Here is a 17193-nt window from a genome sequence, read left to right as displayed (position 1 = left end):
TTAGTATAGACATGAACATTCGTGTCATATCAAGCAGCCTCTGTTCTCTTTTTATCCTGATGGAGGAAGAAAATGAAGAAAGAGAGAAAAGAAATTGTTGTAAATGAAATAAAATATTGGAAGAAAAACAAATTATTACCTGAGCAGTATTGTAACTTCTTATTGACCCTCTATACTGAGGGTGACGAGCAAGGAACTAGTAAATCATTTCGGTTTGATAAACAATTCATCCTACCATTTATCATGGTGCAAGTTCTCTTTTTATCTGCAACTCTTATTTTTTATTTTACTGATATTCCAATCATAATGCAAATAGTAATTGGAATTCTTTTTACAATAGCTATATGGTATATAGCTAAGAAGACAAAAAGTTTTTCGCGTTTTCTTGCTTCTCTTTACCTTTTAATGGGAGTATTTCTTCTCTATTTCTTAACATTACAAGTAGGCGTATGGACTGAAGCAGAGAATGGTTTATATATTAGTGTTGCTACAGTTATTCATGGGTTGCTGTGGTTGACGATAGGATGGTTTCTGAAGATTAGACTATTTCTTATCATTGGTATATTAGGGATAGTTATTGCTGTCTATCTCGCATTCTAGGGGAAGAAAGAGTGACAAAAAAAGCAAAAATTAATGTAATCTCTTTTCATTGTCTTTAAATTCAAGTAGAATGAAAAGGGAAATCTTAAGCGTCTACATAATTAGTTGACGAGCTATATTGATTACAACTGAAGGAGGATATAACATTGAAGGGAAGACCGCTATTACCTTTTGCAATTACTGCGATTATTGGAATTTTGTTGATGGTTGCTCTCTCATTTGTTGGGTTAGACCAACGTGCAGATAGAGAGGCAGGAGAAGAAGGTGACACTGGAGAAGAAATGGTTATAGATGACCCGATTGTAGCTGGACAAGAGTTGTATACTAATTCTTGCGTTTCCTGTCACGGGGGAAATCTTGAAGGTGGTGTCGGTCCAGCATTAAACGCACTTGAAGGCGTTTATTCAGCTGAAGAGATCGTGGATATTATCCATAATGGACGTGGAGCAATGCCTGCATTCTCGAATTTAAGTGATGCAGAAGCAGATGCAATCGCTCAATATGTGTTATCGCAATCGCAATAAAATAAAGACGAGAGTATAACTCTCGTCTTTTCTGTGTTTACTAAAGATAGACATACATAAATAAGGAAGGTGTAAAGATGAACGAATCGCAATTATCGGATCGATTGATTCGTGTAGCGAATTTTGTACCAACTGGCATGACTGTTGCTGATATAGGTTCAGATCATGCTTACTTACCGAGCTATTTGTGCTTGCAGAAGCACACACCTTTTGCTATTGCTGGCGAAGTGAACGATGGGCCATATCAATCAGCCTTATCCCAAGTAGTCCGTGCTGGCTTACAATCACAAATTTCTGTACGTAAAGGAAATGGTCTAGCTGTTATTTCACCAGGAGAGGTTGATGTAATTACGATAGCTGGTATGGGTGGTGGATTGATCGCTACGATATTAGATGAAGGGAAATTGAAGCTAGATGGGGTAAAGAGACTTGTTCTACAGCCGAATGTATCTGCTGACCTCATTAGAAAATGGTTAAGGGAAAATAATTGGTTTTTGCAAGCAGAAGATATTCTAGAGGAAGATGGCAAAATTTATGAAATACTAGTGGCTGTTCCTGGTGATGATCTGGAGCTTTATCTAAGTGAAGAAGAAAAGAAACTGTTGCTGGGGCCTTATCTGCTCAAGGAAATGAGTGAACCTTTTCAAAAAAAGTGGAAATCTGAACTTGAAAATTGGAAACGGATCCTAACACAATTTGAACAAGCGAAAGAGAGTAACGAAAAATTGAATCAAAAACGGTTAGAGTTTGAAGAATTAATTAAAATGGTCGAGGAGGTTTTATCATGAGTTTTGTTAATGGACAAGCACTAATTCAGCATTTTGAAGCATGGTCTCCCAAATCATTTGCTGTTGAAGGAGACAAAAATGGATTGATGATTGGCACATTAAATAAACCAATTAAAAGAGTTATGATTGCTTTAGATGTATTAGAAGAAGTGATGGACGAGGCGATTACAGAACAAGTTGATTTAATTATTGCACATCATCCAATTCTCTTTCGTCCTCTAAAGAAAATCGATGTTTCGACAACACATGGACGTATTGTTGAAAAAGCAATCAAACATGATATAACGATTTATGCTGCACATACTAATTTAGATGTAGCTGTCGGTGGAGTGAATGATATGATGGCAGAAGCATTGGGACTTAGTGAGACAGAAGTATTAGCACCGATCCAAGAAACATCGCTAATAAAGCTGGCTGTATTTGTCCCTCGTGAAGATGCGAACAATGTCAAAGAAGCAATAGGGAATGCTGGAGCCGGGCATATCGGTAACTACAGCCACTGTACATTCAATACAGAGGGGATAGGAACATTTATCCCTGAAGAAGGAACAAACCCTCATATCGGTTCTGTAGGTGCGTTTACGGAGGTTGAAGAAACGAAGATAGAGACAATTTTTCCAACTCACCTGCAAAAAAGAGTGATCAACGCTTTAATTAAAGCACACCCATATGAAGAACCTGCGTATGATCTGTATCCTTTAGCAAATAAGGGAGAGGTACTCGGACTCGGACGAATCGGTAGCCTTGAGAACGAAATGTCATTAGGTGAATTTACTGCACATGTGAAAGCAGTGTTCGATGTAACTGGTGCCAGAGTAGTGGGGGATATGGATCGTCGTATCAAAAGAGTAGCTGTCCTTGGTGGCGATGGGAATAAGTACATGAAAGACGCAATTTTTAAAGGGGCAGACGTGTTTGTTACCGGTGATGTCTATTACCATGTTGCACATGATGCAATGATGGATGGACTAAGTATCGTCGACCCAGGTCATAATGTAGAGAAAGTCATGAAGGAAGGCGTCAAAAAGGTTTTTGAACAGTTTTTTGCACAGAAAAAGTATGACACAACTGTCATAGCTTCAAAGCTAAACACTGATCCATTTAGATTTGTTTAAAAAAATTGCCATGATGAGACGCTTCGACTCCGCTACCGGGATGGGGGGCACGCTTTCCGCAGGAGGGCATGGAACTAACTGGCTCCGCCAGTGGATTTCCATATGCCCTTTTTTCCTGCAGGAGTCGGCCCACCCATCCCGTCCGCTTTGGTAGAGGCGAGATTGGAACTTTCTTGTGATATTGTTACTATCAGAAGTGAAGTGTGTAATTAGTCGAAAAAGTATGAAGGTGAGTTTCTGAAGAATCTTGCATTTTCGTATTCCTATGTTTTTATTTTAGTACAGAGCAGGAACATAGTTGATTGTAGCGAAGCGTGCGAGACTTCTGCGGGAAAAGCGTGACAAGGTGAGAACCCGGAGGTGCTTGTCCGAGGAGGCTCACGGTCCGCCCGTGGAAAGCGAGCTAAGTGTAGCGAAAATCAACGGGCTATCCACCAACCAATTTTTACTGGAATAAACTGAAATTGTAACCAACCTGGAAAAATACAACTTATTCAAAATACAAAAAACGACTTTGAGAAATTAATTCTCAAAGTCGTTTTTTCGAAATCATGAATGAGTAACCTCTTCATGATCTTTCGTTTATTTATTTTACCTTTACTTTCGGTAAGATCTTTTTTAGTGCTACTTTTTTTTCTAAGCCCCAAGTTGATTCATCTTCAGGATTGTATTGCTCAAGGAAGTTGATGACTTCTTTTGTAATCGGAGTAGGTGTAGATGCTCCTGAAGTTACACCGACAGTTTCAATTCCTTGTAACCACTCAAGCTTAAGCTCTGAAATATCTCCAATCCGATAAGCCTTTGTACCGGCAATTTGTTCGGAAACTTGAGCAAGGCGATTAGAGTTATTGCTTTTAGGATCTCCGACAACAATGACAAGATCACATTCTTTCGCTTGTTCGGCAACGGCTTCTTGTCGAACCTGTGTCGCAAGACAAATTTCATTATGAACCTCAGCTTGTGGATATAGTTCCATTGCTTTTTTCATAATATCACTTACGTCCCATTGGCTCATCGTTGTCTGATTTGTAATAATGATTTTCTTAGCAGAAAGATCAAGGTCAAGTACATCTTGAACTGATTCAACTAAGTGAACAGCTTCTGGAGCAACACCAATCGCTCCTTCAGGCTCAGGGTGTCCCTTTTTGCCGACATAAATAAATTCATATCCCTCTTCTTGTTTTTCTCTGATAAGGTCATGGGTCCTAGTTACATCTGGGCAAGTTGCATCAACAACTGTTAACCCTTTATCTTTTGCAAGCTTTCTAACCTCAGGGGATACACCATGTGCAGTAAAAATTACTGTACCCTTCTCAACCTTTTTAAGAATGTCTACACGATTTGGTCCATCTAAAGAAACTATTCCATCTTCTGAAAATGCATCGGTTACGTGTTTGTTGTGGACGATCATTCCAAGGATATAAATCGGTCTAGGCAAGTCTAGATTTGCAGCGGCTTGACGAGCAAGAACCATTGCATCTACAACTCCATAACAATAGCCTCTTGGCGATATTTTAGTTACTTTCATCATTCATTAGGCCTCCTAAATGAGTTCCTTTATCACAATTCTACACATAATACACCATTCGAATAAACGAATGGTGTATTGATGTTCCTATTTAGTATAAAGGACTTTGCTTCATGTGACAATGATTACGCCTGTCTTAACTCAAGTAAGGCATCATCAATAAATTCATATGCCTGTTCTTCAGTAAAGTCGTTAACCAACACAAGTTCACTTGCGATCATTTGACGAGCCTTTTGTAGATGATTACGGTCTTGAATATGGAGACCGTTTGCCCGTTCTGTTTGCTTCCTTGAAAGAGAAGAAATAAGATGGGCTGCATCAATTATGCTACCACTCTTTAAAAGGTTTTCGGTTTCACGAGAGAAATGACTTGTAGATGGTGGAATGTCTGGACCGTTTTGTAAGGCATCTACAAGATTATCCAACTCTGATTGGTCTATCACTTTACGTAATCCGGAATCGTTAATCTTGTTTTCAGGTAGCATTAGCTTCACATCAACAAGTGGGAAATTAAGGATAAAGTATGAATGTGTTTCACCTAGAACATCTTTCTCCTCAATGTCCTGAATCGTTCCTGCACCGTGATAAGGATAGACTACGTGGTCACCAACTTTAAACATGGGCATACCTCCAATCGAGTAATACCAATAGTGTAACATAAAAAAATATAAAAGTAAATTTTACTATCCTTACTCGATTTTTGTCAACAAAAATATCTCTATTTTTTGTACTTAATTTTAAACTCTTAAATATAGAGTTTCGGTAAGGGAATTCCCTCTACAGTCTTTGGTTTGAATATTTTCTTTTGAGTTGAGGATACATCCGCAAAATTAGGTTGTTCACTATCCATATTATTACTAAATTGTATTTCATCTATACTAGAATCTTGAGTGGTTGTAGGCTGGATTTCCTCTCCTGAAAGAGGGGTTTCTTCAACATCGGAACTATTATTACTTCTCATGATTTTCCATATCATCGGCATGTTGCGAATTAATGGTCCGTACTGATGCACCATCGGCATTACTTGTTGGGTTAATCCAACAACCTTTTGAGCATTTGTAAGCATTGAAGAGAAATTCATTCCGCCACTCGCTGCTGCAGATTGAAGTCCTCCTCCGAGAAGAGAAGACCCAGCTGATTGAGCTGCACCTCTTCCAAATAAACGAGCTAATAGTCCACCACCCCGTGCTGCACCACCGACTCCTCCTGGCATATTACTAAGTCCTGTTGAAAGAGGGCCAGTAGCTGAAGTGAACGGCGAGGAGGGTGAGAACATGCCTCCGGTCATTGCCGATTGCATTGGGATCGAACCAAAGGGTGGTCCAAATTGATACATAATGTAAACTCCTTTCTTCTTACTAGTGTAGTACTCATTAAAATGGGTAAGAGTATAAATATAATGAAATGTTATTCCTTATAAGTAGTTATATGCACCTTGGTAGAGAGCTGTGAGAAAGAATAGTCAATAGCCAAAAGACGACAATGTATGATAAAATGAACTATTGCAAAGATGCAGGAAGAAAGTGGGAAGAAAATGAAATCTGATAATTTTAAGCGTTTTGAATTAAAGCCATTTTTAATTGAGGCACTAAGTGAACAAGGATTCACGTTACCAACTGAAATACAGGAGCGACTGATTCCAGCAATTAAAAACGGACGAGATGTCATCGGACAATCTCAAACTGGAACAGGAAAAACACTTTCCTTTTTATTGCCAATTATCGACCGAATTGATGTAACTCGCCATGAAGTTCAAGCAGTGATTACTGCACCAACACGTGAATTAGCAACACAGTTATTTGATGAACTAAAGAAACTAATTGATGTTGCACCCGAAGATGAACGGGTTCAAGCCAAACTATTGGTTGGTGGAACGGATCGGGCTCGAACGATTGAACGACTTAAGATCCAGCCACAGATTGTTGTTGGGACAACTGGACGGTTAGCTGATCTAGTAAAAGAAAATGCTCTTCAAGTATTCACTGCCAAAATGCTTGTTGTTGATGAAGCAGATCAAATGTTAGATATGGGTTTCATTGATGACGTTGATAAGGTTGCCTCAAAGATGGCTGAAAACCTACAAATGATGGTTTTCTCGGCAACGATTCCTGAGAAGCTTCAACCATTTTTGAAGAAATACATGACTGACCCACGTCATGTACATGTTGAACCAAAGCATGCCACCGCAACGAAAATTGAACACCGTATTGTGTCATTACGTCATCGTGATAAGTTAGATTTTGTTGTTAAAATCGCTAAATCGCTAAATCCCTATCTCGCCATTGTGTTCACTAATACGAAAGAACAGGCAGATGAAGTTGCGAATGCAATGGAAAGTGCTGGTTTAAATGTTGATAGACTTCATGGTGGACTACAGGCTAGACAACGTAAACAAGTGATGAAGCTCGTTAATGATGTGAAAGTTCAATTTCTCGTAGCGACAGACCTAGCTGCTAGAGGGATTGATATTAAGGGTGTTACTCATATTATCAATTTCGGATTACCGAAAGATCTTGATTTCTATGTCCACCGAGTTGGACGTACTGCTCGTGCTGGGGCTGATGGAATTGCATTGACGATTTATGAGGATTCCGATCAAGAGTCAATTGAGAAATTAATTAAAAAGGGTATTCGCTTTACGTACTATGATTTTAAAAATGGAGAGTGGACGAAGCTCGACAAAGCTCCATTAGGTGTACCAGGTAAGCGAAGACATGTTAGAACAAGTACGACGATTAAGCCAACTCAGAGTAAGCCAGCTGAGAAAAAGGCAACTGGTGGAAAAGCAACGGCAAAGCCGAGAAAAGTTAAACCAGCATATAAAAAGAAAGCTAAGTACAGACAAAATAAAGAAGAACAACGCCAAAGACGAATTAATAAGAAAAAGTAAGGGTTCAAGGGAGAGTAGAATATGACAGTGAAAATTGGTTCGCATGTATCCATGAATGGGAAGAAAATGCTGTTAGGTGCGAGTGAAGAGGCAGCATCTTATGGAGCCTCAACTTTTATGATCTATACTGGTGCTCCTCAGAATACTCGAAGAAAAGCGATTGAGGAGTTAAACATCGAAGAAGGAATGGCCCATATGAAAGAGAACGGGTTAGCTGATATAGTTGTACATGCTCCATATATTATTAATATTGCTAATACAACAAAACCAGAAACATTTGAGCTTGGTGTTCGATTTCTTCGCTCTGAAATTGAAAGAACAGAAGCTTTAGGAGCAAAGCAAATTGTTCTTCATCCAGGTGCACATGTTGGAGCTGGAGCTGAAGAAGGTATTAAAAAGATTATTGAAGGATTAAATGAAGTGTTTGAAGAGAAGCGTGACGTTCAAATTGCTCTTGAAACAATGGCAGGGAAAGGCTCAGAGTGTGGACGTACATTCGAAGAGTTGGCAGCCATTTTTGATGGAGTCACTCATAATGAGCGATTATCCGTATGCTTTGATACTTGTCATACACATGATGCAGGGTATGACATCGTTAATGATTTTGATGGGGTCTTAGATACTTTTGACCGAATCATTGGAATAAACCGATTAAAAGTATTACACGTGAATGATAGTAAGAATGAACGTGGTGCAGCTAAAGATAGGCATGAAAATATCGGATTTGGTCATATCGGATTCAATGCACTCCATTATATCGTTCATCATCCTCAATTAAAGGACGTACCTAAGATTCTCGAAACTCCTTTTGTGGGTGAAGATAAGAAAAATAAGAAACCCCCTTATATGCATGAAATTAATATGCTAAAAGAGGGTAAGTTTATTGAAGACATTCGTATGAAAATGCTAGAAGCTTAAGTGAAACCCGTAATGAGTAAATGCTCATTACGGGTTTTTTCTATGGTATTACTGAAGATAATTAAAGGATAGATAGCGTCTTTGAAAATAGGAATTCTATAAGTATTGACTAAATTGTTGAAGTAATTGCCGGATTACGGATGACACATGACTGTCAACCTCAGTTTGGAGCCGCTGAAGAATTCGTTGAATTTGGGCTTGGTCAGCCACATTAATTTGTTCGGATCGAAGGATCGCGATAACTTGATCCGCCTGTTTTGTTGACAGTGAGATATTGTACTGTGCAGCTAGTTGAAGAAGGTCTTGAGACGAAAGTGAATTTACCTTTTGATTAACCAATTGTTGCATAATGGCATTCATTTTAGCACCCCTTTTCAAAACTAAACATGTAGACAGTTTATGTGCGATTGAAAGAAATTGTGCAGAAAAAAAAGGAAAACTTAGAAGTTTTATCGAATTAGGTGTCATGTCGTATATTTTTTGTATAGCCAATGCAGCAGTTTAGGAGAAAGAAGGGGTAGGGCTTATGGATGAAAAGCACCTAAACAACCAGGTAGCCCCAAGAGGGAGTAAGACGTCTATGTATGCAACGAGCTGGAATGATCGAGTTGCAATCTCAGATGAACATATTATTGAACAACACTTTCTTATTGAAGAGCTCGGAATTCCTTTTCTTAAGGTTAGTAACCAATTACATACATTAAAATGGAATCGAGCCTTTTTAGAGTTAACAAACATACTAGAATCAGAATTAAATGAATTCTCGATTGAAGACTTGGGCTCAAGAAACCCACTTTTTTTGCGGACACTTTCTCTTATTCATGAATCACTGTTAAGTCAGAATAAAGTTGAGCAAGATTACGAGAATGGTGATGTTCTCTGTAGGATTCGAGTTATTCCTTTCCAAGCAGATGAAATAGTCTATGTTATCTATGAGGATAAGTCACTACAGAAACAATTCCAAAGTCTACTAACATTCCATCACCAAATGGAAGCAGTCTCTCATATTGCAGCTGGTGTTGCTCATGAACTAAGAAACCCATTATCCGTTATCAAAGGGTTTATTCAACTGGCTGATTTAACAAATGATTATAATAAATACTATGAAACGATATTAAGTGAGTTAGATCGAATGAACCTTATCATTGAAGATTTTCTGTCTGTGTCACGGAAAAAAATCGAAAGAAAATATCAATCACCCGTAGACATTATGCAATCATTAGTGGAAATTATGAAGTCCGAATGCTTACTGCATGGGGTTCGGTTACAGTATGATTTTACAGATACCTCAAAGAAGGTGCATGTTAATGAATCAATGATAAAACAAGTGATGTTAAACCTACTGAGAAATTCAATTGAGGCGTTTGAGAAAAGTGATTCGGAGAAAAACCTTCAAATTGAGACAAAGATAGAAGATAATATGTTTGTTATACATGTGAAGGACAACGGACAAGGAATGCCTGAGGAGATTCTGAGTAAACTTGGAAGACCGTTCTTTACAACAAAACCAAGTGGGACCGGAATTGGAATTCCGCTATGTAAAAAGATTATTGAAGATCATGGTGGGGATTTCAAGGTTGACAGTACATATAACATTGGAACAACAGTAACGCTAGGATTACCGTTGGAATAATAGATGTTAGATAATTCCCTATTGTAATTATAGGGTATGATTTCTCTGCGTTTATACACAAAGATTTAAGGGTGATTCAGATGACGCCGATACAGGCAACCTCTGAATCACCCTATTTTTCATTCTCACTCTGCATTGCTTTCGTTAAAACGGGACGCTAACTCATAAAATTGTAGCTGACTTTGAATGGGTTGGTCATGATGAGGCCGATTAATATAATGGTAAATCCCATCAGAATCTTGCTCACGAGCCTTTGTATTATCAATTAAGGTAATGCTTAATATTTCTTTAATACGATCTTTAATACGGACATTAATGATCGGGAAAAGAATTTCTATCCGCTTTTCCATATTGCGTGTCATCCAATCAGCAGAGGAGAGAAAAATTCTATCTTCTCCTGCGTGATGAAAATAGAAAACGCGACTATGTTCAAGAAAACGATCGACGATACTAACAACACGAATATTATCACTGACACCTTCGATCCCTGGTCGAAGACAACAGATCCCACGAATAACTAAATCGATTTTAACTCCTGCTTGTGACGCCTCGTATAGCTTTAAGATGATAGGTTTATCAGTTAGTGAATTCATTTTTGCGATAATGCGCCCAGTTCCTGTTTCTTTGTGTGATTGAATTTCCTCATCAATTAATTGTAAGAAACGCTCACGAATATCAAAGGGCGCGGTCGATAGGTGATACCATAATGGCTTTTCACTATAACCGCTTAAATGATTAAAGAAATTTGTGGCATCAATTCCCATTTTTTCATCAGCTGTAAAAATCCCCATATCTGTATATAACTTCGCTGTAGAATCATTGTAATTGCCTGTCCCAAGATGAACAAAACGTTGAATTTGATCTCTATCATGACGAATGACTAGAGTAATTTTACTATGTGTCTTTAATGAAGTAATTCCATATATAACATGCACTCCAGATTTCTCTAGCTTTTTTGCCCATTGAATATTATTTTCTTCATCAAATCTAGCCTTCAATTCAACAAGTACAGTTACCTGTTTTCCTTTTTCTGCAGCGAGAGCGAGTGCATTGATAATTGGTGAGTCACCACTAACGCGGTAAAGAGTTTGTTTAATTGCTAACACATTGGGATCTTCGGCAGCTTTTGTGATGAAGTCTATAACTGGTTGAAATGACTCATATGGATGGTGCAGAAAAATATCTTTTTTTAGGATCGATTGAAAGATATCGTCCTCTCCAACAAGATCTTCAGGGGGTTGAGGGATAAGTGTTTCATTAGCTAAGTGCTCGTACTCAACCGATAGTTGTTGAAATAACTTAAATAGAAACGTCAAATCTAAAGGTCCCTTTAAGGAATAGATATCATTTTTGTGAATTTCTAGAACATCAAGAAGAAGGTTAAGAACGTTAGTATCCATCATTCCTTCTTGCATTTCTAAGCGGACAGCAGCGCCCCATTTGCGTTTCTTTAATTCTTTCTCGATTTCACTTAAAAGATCTCTAGCTCCTTCTTCATGAATCGTCATATCCGCATTTCTTGTTATTCGAAATGGAGAAACAGATTTCACAAGAAAACCGTTAAATAACTCACCGATAAAGTGACTTATCACATTTTCGAGAAGAATAAATTGTTCTTTTCCACCTGAAGGAGGTAGCTTAATATAACGAGTTAGAACAGCTGGTACTTGTACAATCGCCAATTGATCCTTCTTGCTTTTATCTTGTTTCTGTAAAAGGACAGCCAGATTTAAGCTTTTATTTAATAGCATCGGAAATGGTCGATATGCATCGATTGCCATCGGTGTTAAAACAGGGAAAATGTAATGGTTAAACCGATATTCTAAAAAAGAAAGCTGCTCTTCGTTACATTCATCCATGGAGAGAAATTGAAATCCCTCATGGTAAAGCATAGGGAGTAGCGTCTCATTAAAAACCGTATCCTGTAATTTAACAAGTGTTTGGTTTTTTTCAGAGATTTTTTTTAGTTGTTGCTTTGGTGTAAGACCGGCTTTATTTTCAGGACGATTAAAGCCAGCCTTTACTTGGTCCTTTAGTCCTGCTACCCGAACCATAAAAAATTCGTCGAGATTAGAACTGAAAATCGCTAAAAACTTTAAACGTTCAAGTAATGGATTACGTTCGTCGATAGCTTCTTCTAACACGCGTTCATTAAAAGCGAGCCAACTTAACTCACGGTTGTTATAAAAGGTTGGATTATTTAGGTCGATTAGTTCTTTTGTTATTTGTTCGTTATTCATGATCCTCAACCTCTCTACAATTATTCTTCCATTTTAACAGGTAATTGTAAATTTTATGTAAAGATTTCTAGTTAAGAACTGACAAATATCTACAATCAACTATTTTTTTCATCGATTTCTCTAAGTGTTTTAAATTTTTTTCTGCGTATAATTCCTCGAAATAACCATCTTTTTGATAGAAAATCGGAATGGTTAATTTATTCTTTGTCCTCTCAATTACGCCAATATCGGTAACCGCTTTTCTTTGGGTACGATCAAGGGCGTAGGCTAATTTCATAATTGCTCCTAGAAATTCATATAGCTTAAGCTGCTTTTTTGTAAGTAGTTGCTTAAATGGCTTTGCATAGTGGTACATTTGAGATTTTGATTTAAATGAAGATATTAAAGCGATCGCTAATCGTTCTTGATGTGATACCCCTTCAATCGTCATATTTGTCAAAAGGTAAAAGGTATTTTGACTACTTGCTTCACTATTAATGAATTGACCGATATATAAGACTCTTGCACTTTGACTTATGAGTCGCTTTGCTTCTGTATCGTCAGTTTCTAGTGGATGATATGGAGAAAGTCCTGCATATAATTTTTGTGCAATATAATTAATCTGATTAATGTGATCAATGTTTACTTCATACGTATATGAAAGCTGAAAGAAACTTTCCTCAGCTACGTTTGGGAAATGTGTTGTTTCCATCTTTCTTAGAATTTCTTCATAAAAGACACCATCGCGAAGGCCTTTGCCACTCATAACAAACGTATCAGCACCCACATAATGAACAATTGAAGAAATAACCTCTGCGGCTGGGACAATAATATCGGCACGTTCTTTTGATAATCCGTCAATATTTAGTCGTTCTTCATATGACGACATTTGTAGCAATTGATTGATATTGTAAAGGTCTTTAGCAGGAAATTCATATTGATGAATTCCGCCAAGAGGATAGCCGACTTGGCGTTGATGGATCAACGATAAATTTCTGGCACTCCCACCTATCCCAATGACAGCATTTGTTGATTTTAATTCTTTTAGCCATGGCAAAGTTTGTAACTGCTCTAAGATATATCTCTTTATTTGCTTAATCTGAGATGAAAGAGGTTCTGAACTCAAGAAAAATTGTTGCTGTAAAGTGACTGCCCCAAACGGAAAGCTGTGATAGTGCTTAAGCTGTCGATCTTCAAAGAGCGTCACTTCAGTACTCCCACCACCGATATCAACCGTAATTCCATCAATAATATTGGTAGAATTAACTACTGCTAAATAACCGTAGAATGCCTCTTCATATTCGGTTAAAATCCGAATCTCAAAACCAAGCTGGTTATAAATGAGCTCAGTAACCTCTTCGCGATTTTGTGCTTTTCTCATTGCAGCAGTTGCAATTGTCGTCACTTTTTTAACATTGTGATATTCAATAACTTCCTTAAATCGTTTTAGTGTATCAACAACAATCATTTTACCATTATCTGTTAAAAACCCTTCGTCATTTATATGGGAGCTCAACCTAGCCACTGTTTTATAATTATGTAGCTCTTTATAGCGGCCATTCTTATCAATCTCGTTAATCACGAGTCGAATTGAATTCGAACCCATATCAATAATTGCAAATAACTTACCTGTCATCTAACTTCCACCCCTTGCTAGTTGCTCTATAGGACAAGTATAACAAAAAGAAATGGAAGATGCTTATGTCTAGACAGATACTGAAAAAAGTCTATAATAGGAAAGGACATATATAAATCGTAATTGTTCTTATAATGGATGAGAAGACTTAAAATGAGGGGATATAAGTGGATAATGAAGTTATTAGCATTGATGGGGTCACTTTTCAATATGGCCAACGAGATGTTCTTGAACAAATAACACTGAAAGTGAATAAAGGGTCTTTTTTAGGCTTGGTCGGACCGAACGGTTCAGGCAAATCAACACTAATTAAACTAATGCTCGGTTTATTACCACTGCAACAAGGAGAAATTCGATTATTTGGGACAAATATAAGCAAGTTTCGGAAATGGGATAAGATTGGTTTTGTTTCACAAAAAGCTAATAGCTTTAACAGCGGATTTCCTGCAACCGTATTTGAGGTTGTATCAATGGGGCTTTATGGAAAAGTAGGTCTTTTTCGCTTTTTAAACAAGAAACATAAACAAAAGGTACGAGAAGCGGTCGATTTAGTTGGAATGGGTGAGTTCTTATACCAGAATATTGGCGAATTGTCTGGTGGGCAACAACAACGTGTATTCATTGCTAGAGCGTTGGTGAGTGATCCTGAGCTTCTGATTCTGGATGAACCAACTGTTGGAGTCGATGCAAACAGCGTCAAACAGTTCTATGATTTACTTGATCGACTTAATCGTGAACGTGGGATTACCCTCATCATGGTAACTCATGATATTGGGGCGATGACAGATCATGTCACAGATGTTGCTTGTTTGAACAAATTCCTTCATTTCCACGGAAATACTGCACAGTTCGAGTCAAGTCAAGATTTATCAACATTCTATGGACATGATGTTCACCTATTGACACATAATCATAGCCATGGAGGACATTAAAGAATGTTGGATCTTTTCTTAAAGTATGAATTTCTACAAAATGCATTTTATACTGGATTAATGATTGGGCTTTTAGCACCTTTGTTAGGTGTTTTTCTCGTTGTTCGTCGCCTATCTCTAATTGCTGATGCACTCTCACATATTGCACTTTCAGGAATTGCAGCAAGCCTTTTACTGACCAAGAGCTTCCCGGCTTTTGCGACGATTAATCCTTTAACGATGGGGATTATTTTTTCCATCGGAGGATCTCTATTAATTGAAAGATTAAGAAAGGCATACAAATTTTATAAAGAGATTGCGATTCCAATTATTCTATCTGCGGGGATTGGATTAAGTGTTGTTTTCTTATCTCTTGCTGGTGGTTTTAATAACGATCTATTCCAATACTTATTTGGTAGCGTTATCGCAGTTAGCCGTTCTGATCTATGGATGATCACTAGTATTACAATTTTGGTACTAATCACTATTATTTTCTTCTTTAAAGAATTATTCTTTCTATCCTTTGATGAAGAGCAAGCGATTGTTTCAGGAATCAATCGTAAACTTGTCGATTTCATCTTCATCATCATCGTTGCATTAGTGATTGTTGCCTCGATGAAAATTGTTGGGATTTTACTTGTATCAGCCTTAATGACACTACCTGTTGCGGCTGCTATGCGTTTTGCTAAAGGTTTTAAGCAAATGTTCGTATATTCGATTTGTTTTGGAGAAATTTCGGTTATTGCTGGTTTGATTTCTGCTTATTATTTTGATGTTGCTCCTGGTGGGATGATCGTACTCATTGCTGTATTTATTTTATTGTTATCTATTACAGTGAAATGGCGACCGAGGGGAAGGAAGGTGGCCGTAAATGATTGAAATAGGTTTTATTGAACGAGGGATCATTGCTGGATTGATTATCGGTTTAATTGCACCGTTAGTAGGATCTTTTCTTCTTGTGAGAAGAGTCTCTGTGATTTCAGAATCAATTTCTCATATTACGCTTACTGGAATCTCTTTTGGTGTGTTTTTAGGTACTATCGGTCAATTTTTCCAAGCAATAAACCCTCTCTATTTTGGTTTGATTTTTGCTTTGGCAGGTGCACTTATTACTGAAAGATTGCGAGTCGTTTATAAACATTTTCAGGAACTAGCTGTCCCAATTATTTTATCGACAGGAATTGGTTTAAGTGCGATATTCATTAGCCTTGCACGTACAGGATATACTGAATGGTATTCTTATATGTTCGGAAGTATTGTGAGTGTAACCTCAGATGATGTAAAATTTATAGTAATAACGGCATTATTGGCACTAGTTCTTGTACTGTTTTTTTATAAAGAATTCATCTCAATTTCATTTGATCAGGAGTTTGCCAAAATTTCCGGAATTCCTGTAAAAAAGGTTAATCTTATCTTCGCTGTCTTGACTGCTCTCGTTATCTCAATGTCAATGAAGATTGTTGGAATCCTATTAGTTGGTGCAATGGTGGTCATTCCAGTTGCAACAAGTATTCAGCTTGCCAAAAGCTTTAAGCAATTAATTGGTTTAGGAATTTTGTTTTCTGAGTTAGCTGTCATAATTGGATTGTATCTTTCTTATCAATTCATGATTGCTACAGGTGGAATGATTGTCCTTGTTGCGTTAACTATTTTGTTACTCGTCCTACTGTTTAAAAAAATACGTTTTTATGGCTTGAAAAGGAGGGCTGCTTAATGAATGTGAATGATGCTATGGAACGATTAAAAGAACTTGGTTATAAGCATACAGGTAAGAGAGAGGATATGTTACATCTTTTTGCTGAGCAAAAACGCTATTTATCGGCAAAGGATGTGCTAGAAAACCTTCAAAGTGATTATCCAGGAATGAGTTTCGATACGATTTACCGAAATCTGTCACTATTCTCAGAGTTAGGTATTCTAGAGGCTACTGAATTAGAGGGAGAGAAGCGTTTTCGCTTCAGTTGCTCGACAAGTCATCATCACCATCACCTTATTTGTTTAGATTGCGGTAAGACGAAGCATATCCATGATTGTCCAATGGAGGCATTACAAGAAAAGTTCCCTGAATTTCAAATTACCGGTCATAAATTTGAAATATACGGCAAATGTGAACAGTGTATGTCTTAAGCATTATTACCAATATTTTTAGTGATTGAATGTCCGTTAATCCACCCATTCTATTAGTAGGGAGGGGATGATTTTATGGACAAGCCACTTGTGAAATGTAATGTTGCTAACTGTACCTTCTGGGGAGAAGGGAATAAGTGCCAGGCAGATTCGATATTAGTTGAAATTGATGCACATGCCAATCGAGACTATACGATGGAGGCAGGCGAGGAACCTTACGAAATGGCTGAACATAAGGACAAAGCCAAGAACATCGCCCAGACCTGCTGTCATACGTTTAGACCAAAAGAATCATAGTAACGAA

Annotated in this window: 18 protein-coding genes; 12 read left to right on the top strand and 6 right to left on the bottom strand. The window is 37.6% G+C overall.

The window, feature by feature from the left end; genetic code table 11:
* Positions 1 to 72 precede the first annotated feature (72 nt).
* The 4 genes from J7W16_RS09065 (at position 73) to J7W16_RS09050 (ending at position 3027) form a co-directional block, all read left to right on the top strand.
* Positions 73 to 600, top strand: coding sequence for a hypothetical protein (locus tag J7W16_RS09065; RefSeq protein ID WP_210596972.1), 528 nt, complete (start codon positions 73 to 75; stop codon positions 598 to 600).
* A gap of 146 nt (positions 601 to 746) precedes the next feature.
* Complete coding sequence (cccA, locus tag J7W16_RS09060; RefSeq protein ID WP_210596971.1) at positions 747 to 1124, top strand: cytochrome c550; 378 nt, start codon at positions 747 to 749, stop codon at positions 1122 to 1124.
* Between the two features lie 77 nt (positions 1125 to 1201).
* A complete protein-coding gene (locus J7W16_RS09055) occupies positions 1202 to 1912 on the top strand; it encodes a tRNA (adenine(22)-N(1))-methyltransferase (RefSeq protein ID WP_210596970.1) in 711 nt (236 codons plus the stop codon).
* Positions 1909 to 3027 carry a Nif3-like dinuclear metal center hexameric protein gene (locus tag J7W16_RS09050; RefSeq protein WP_210596969.1) on the top strand — a complete coding sequence of 373 codons (1119 nt, stop codon included), beginning with the start codon at positions 1909 to 1911 and terminating at the stop codon, positions 3025 to 3027. The genes J7W16_RS09055 and J7W16_RS09050 overlap by 4 nt, the downstream gene beginning before the upstream one ends.
* A 586-nt stretch (positions 3028 to 3613) precedes the next feature.
* Here the strand turns inward: J7W16_RS09050 and J7W16_RS09045 are convergent.
* The 3 genes from J7W16_RS09045 to vrrA all read right to left on the bottom strand — a co-directional run bounded on the left by J7W16_RS09045 (position 3614) and on the right by vrrA (position 5891).
* Positions 3614 to 4555, bottom strand: coding sequence for a 4-hydroxy-3-methylbut-2-enyl diphosphate reductase (locus J7W16_RS09045; RefSeq protein WP_210597226.1), 942 nt, complete (start codon positions 4553 to 4555; stop codon positions 3614 to 3616).
* 125 nt (positions 4556 to 4680) lie between these two features.
* Positions 4681 to 5175: a CarD family transcriptional regulator gene (locus J7W16_RS09040; RefSeq protein WP_210596968.1), complete on the bottom strand. Its 495-nt coding sequence runs from the start codon at positions 5173 to 5175 to the stop codon at positions 4681 to 4683.
* A gap of 125 nt (positions 5176 to 5300) precedes the next feature.
* Positions 5301 to 5891 (bottom strand): VrrA/YqfQ family protein, encoded by a 591-nt coding sequence (gene vrrA / locus J7W16_RS09035; protein ID WP_210596967.1) that lies wholly within the window; start codon positions 5889 to 5891, stop codon positions 5301 to 5303.
* 198 nt (positions 5892 to 6089) lie between these two features.
* On the opposite strand from vrrA, the gene J7W16_RS09030 reads away from it, so the two are divergent.
* On the top strand, positions 6090 to 7445 hold the full coding sequence (locus tag J7W16_RS09030) for a DEAD/DEAH box helicase (protein ID WP_210596966.1): 1356 nt from the start codon (positions 6090 to 6092) through the stop codon (positions 7443 to 7445).
* Positions 7446 to 7466: 21 nt separating this feature from the next.
* Entirely contained in the window at positions 7467 to 8363 is an 897-nt protein-coding gene (locus J7W16_RS09025; RefSeq protein ID WP_210596965.1) for a deoxyribonuclease IV, read from the top strand.
* Positions 8364 to 8459: 96 nt separating this feature from the next.
* Here the strand turns inward: J7W16_RS09025 and J7W16_RS09020 are convergent, their stop codons facing one another.
* A complete protein-coding gene (locus tag J7W16_RS09020) occupies positions 8460 to 8723 on the bottom strand; it encodes a DUF2624 family protein (RefSeq protein WP_210596964.1) in 264 nt (87 codons plus the stop codon).
* A gap of 166 nt (positions 8724 to 8889) precedes the next feature.
* On the opposite strand from J7W16_RS09020, the gene J7W16_RS09015 reads away from it, so the two are divergent.
* Positions 8890 to 9996 carry a two-component system sensor histidine kinase NtrB gene (locus J7W16_RS09015; RefSeq protein WP_210596963.1) on the top strand — a complete coding sequence of 369 codons (1107 nt, stop codon included), beginning with the start codon at positions 8890 to 8892 and terminating at the stop codon, positions 9994 to 9996.
* Positions 9997 to 10121: 125 nt separating this feature from the next.
* On the opposite strand, the gene J7W16_RS09010 is transcribed toward J7W16_RS09015, so the two are convergent.
* Both J7W16_RS09010 and J7W16_RS09005 read right to left on the bottom strand, forming a co-directional pair.
* Entirely contained in the window at positions 10122 to 12236 is a 2115-nt protein-coding gene (locus J7W16_RS09010) for an RNA degradosome polyphosphate kinase (protein ID WP_210596962.1), read from the bottom strand.
* Between the two features lie 67 nt (positions 12237 to 12303).
* Positions 12304 to 13851, bottom strand: a complete 1548-nt coding sequence (locus J7W16_RS09005) for a Ppx/GppA phosphatase family protein (RefSeq protein WP_210596961.1) — start codon at positions 13849 to 13851, stop codon at positions 12304 to 12306.
* Between the two features lie 167 nt (positions 13852 to 14018).
* Here J7W16_RS09005 and J7W16_RS09000 point away from each other — a divergent pair, with 167 nt between their 5' ends.
* From J7W16_RS09000 to J7W16_RS08980, 5 genes are all read left to right on the top strand, one after another.
* A complete protein-coding gene (locus J7W16_RS09000) occupies positions 14019 to 14783 on the top strand; it encodes a metal ABC transporter ATP-binding protein (protein WP_210596960.1) in 765 nt (254 codons plus the stop codon).
* A gap of 3 nt (positions 14784 to 14786) precedes the next feature.
* Positions 14787 to 15641, top strand: coding sequence for a metal ABC transporter permease (locus tag J7W16_RS08995; RefSeq protein ID WP_210596959.1), 855 nt, complete (start codon positions 14787 to 14789; stop codon positions 15639 to 15641).
* Positions 15634 to 16476 (top strand): metal ABC transporter permease, encoded by an 843-nt coding sequence (locus J7W16_RS08990; protein WP_210596958.1) that lies wholly within the window; start codon positions 15634 to 15636, stop codon positions 16474 to 16476. Before J7W16_RS08995 ends, J7W16_RS08990 begins: the two co-directional genes overlap by 8 nt.
* On the top strand, positions 16476 to 16889 hold the full coding sequence (locus tag J7W16_RS08985; protein WP_210596957.1) for a Fur family transcriptional regulator: 414 nt from the start codon (positions 16476 to 16478) through the stop codon (positions 16887 to 16889). Before J7W16_RS08990 ends, J7W16_RS08985 begins: the two co-directional genes overlap by 1 nt.
* Before the next feature lie 75 nt (positions 16890 to 16964).
* Complete coding sequence (locus tag J7W16_RS08980; protein WP_210596956.1) at positions 16965 to 17186, top strand: DUF1540 domain-containing protein; 222 nt, start codon at positions 16965 to 16967, stop codon at positions 17184 to 17186.
* Positions 17187 to 17193: the final 7 nt, after the last annotated feature.

Source organism: Halalkalibacter suaedae (genome assembly GCF_017939705.1).
GTDB classification, from domain to species: Bacteria; Bacillota; Bacilli; order Bacillales; family Bacillaceae_D; genus Halalkalibacter; species Halalkalibacter suaedae.
Note: the sequence above shows the minus strand (reverse complement) of the source record. Positions and strands in the feature narration are given on the sequence as shown.

Excerpts from the sequence above, each read along its gene's own strand:
- J7W16_RS09065 (WP_210596972.1), top strand. The coding sequence starts at position 73 with ATGAAGAAAGAGAGAAAAGAAATTGTTGTAAATGAAATAAAATATTGG.
- J7W16_RS09055 (WP_210596970.1), top strand. The coding sequence starts at position 1,202 with ATGAACGAATCGCAATTATCGGATCGATTGATTCGTGTAGCGAATTTT.
- J7W16_RS09050 (WP_210596969.1), top strand. The coding sequence starts at position 1,909 with ATGAGTTTTGTTAATGGACAAGCACTAATTCAGCATTTTGAAGCATGG.
- J7W16_RS09045 (WP_210597226.1), bottom strand. The coding sequence starts at position 4,555 with ATGAAAGTAACTAAAATATCGCCAAGAGGCTATTGTTATGGAGTTGTA.
- J7W16_RS09040 (WP_210596968.1), bottom strand. The coding sequence starts at position 5,175 with ATGTTTAAAGTTGGTGACCACGTAGTCTATCCTTATCACGGTGCAGGA.
- vrrA (WP_210596967.1), bottom strand. The coding sequence starts at position 5,891 with ATGTATCAATTTGGACCACCCTTTGGTTCGATCCCAATGCAATCGGCA.
- J7W16_RS09030 (WP_210596966.1), top strand. The coding sequence starts at position 6,090 with ATGAAATCTGATAATTTTAAGCGTTTTGAATTAAAGCCATTTTTAATT.
- J7W16_RS09025 (WP_210596965.1), top strand. The coding sequence starts at position 7,467 with ATGACAGTGAAAATTGGTTCGCATGTATCCATGAATGGGAAGAAAATG.
- J7W16_RS09020 (WP_210596964.1), bottom strand. The coding sequence starts at position 8,723 with ATGAATGCCATTATGCAACAATTGGTTAATCAAAAGGTAAATTCACTT.
- J7W16_RS09015 (WP_210596963.1), top strand. The coding sequence starts at position 8,890 with ATGGATGAAAAGCACCTAAACAACCAGGTAGCCCCAAGAGGGAGTAAG.
- J7W16_RS09010 (WP_210596962.1), bottom strand. The coding sequence starts at position 12,236 with ATGAATAACGAACAAATAACAAAAGAACTAATCGACCTAAATAATCCA.
- J7W16_RS09005 (WP_210596961.1), bottom strand. The coding sequence starts at position 13,851 with ATGACAGGTAAGTTATTTGCAATTATTGATATGGGTTCGAATTCAATT.
- J7W16_RS08995 (WP_210596959.1), top strand. The coding sequence starts at position 14,787 with ATGTTGGATCTTTTCTTAAAGTATGAATTTCTACAAAATGCATTTTAT.
- J7W16_RS08990 (WP_210596958.1), top strand. The coding sequence starts at position 15,634 with ATGATTGAAATAGGTTTTATTGAACGAGGGATCATTGCTGGATTGATT.
- J7W16_RS08985 (WP_210596957.1), top strand. The coding sequence starts at position 16,476 with ATGAATGTGAATGATGCTATGGAACGATTAAAAGAACTTGGTTATAAG.
- J7W16_RS08980 (WP_210596956.1), top strand. The coding sequence starts at position 16,965 with ATGGACAAGCCACTTGTGAAATGTAATGTTGCTAACTGTACCTTCTGG.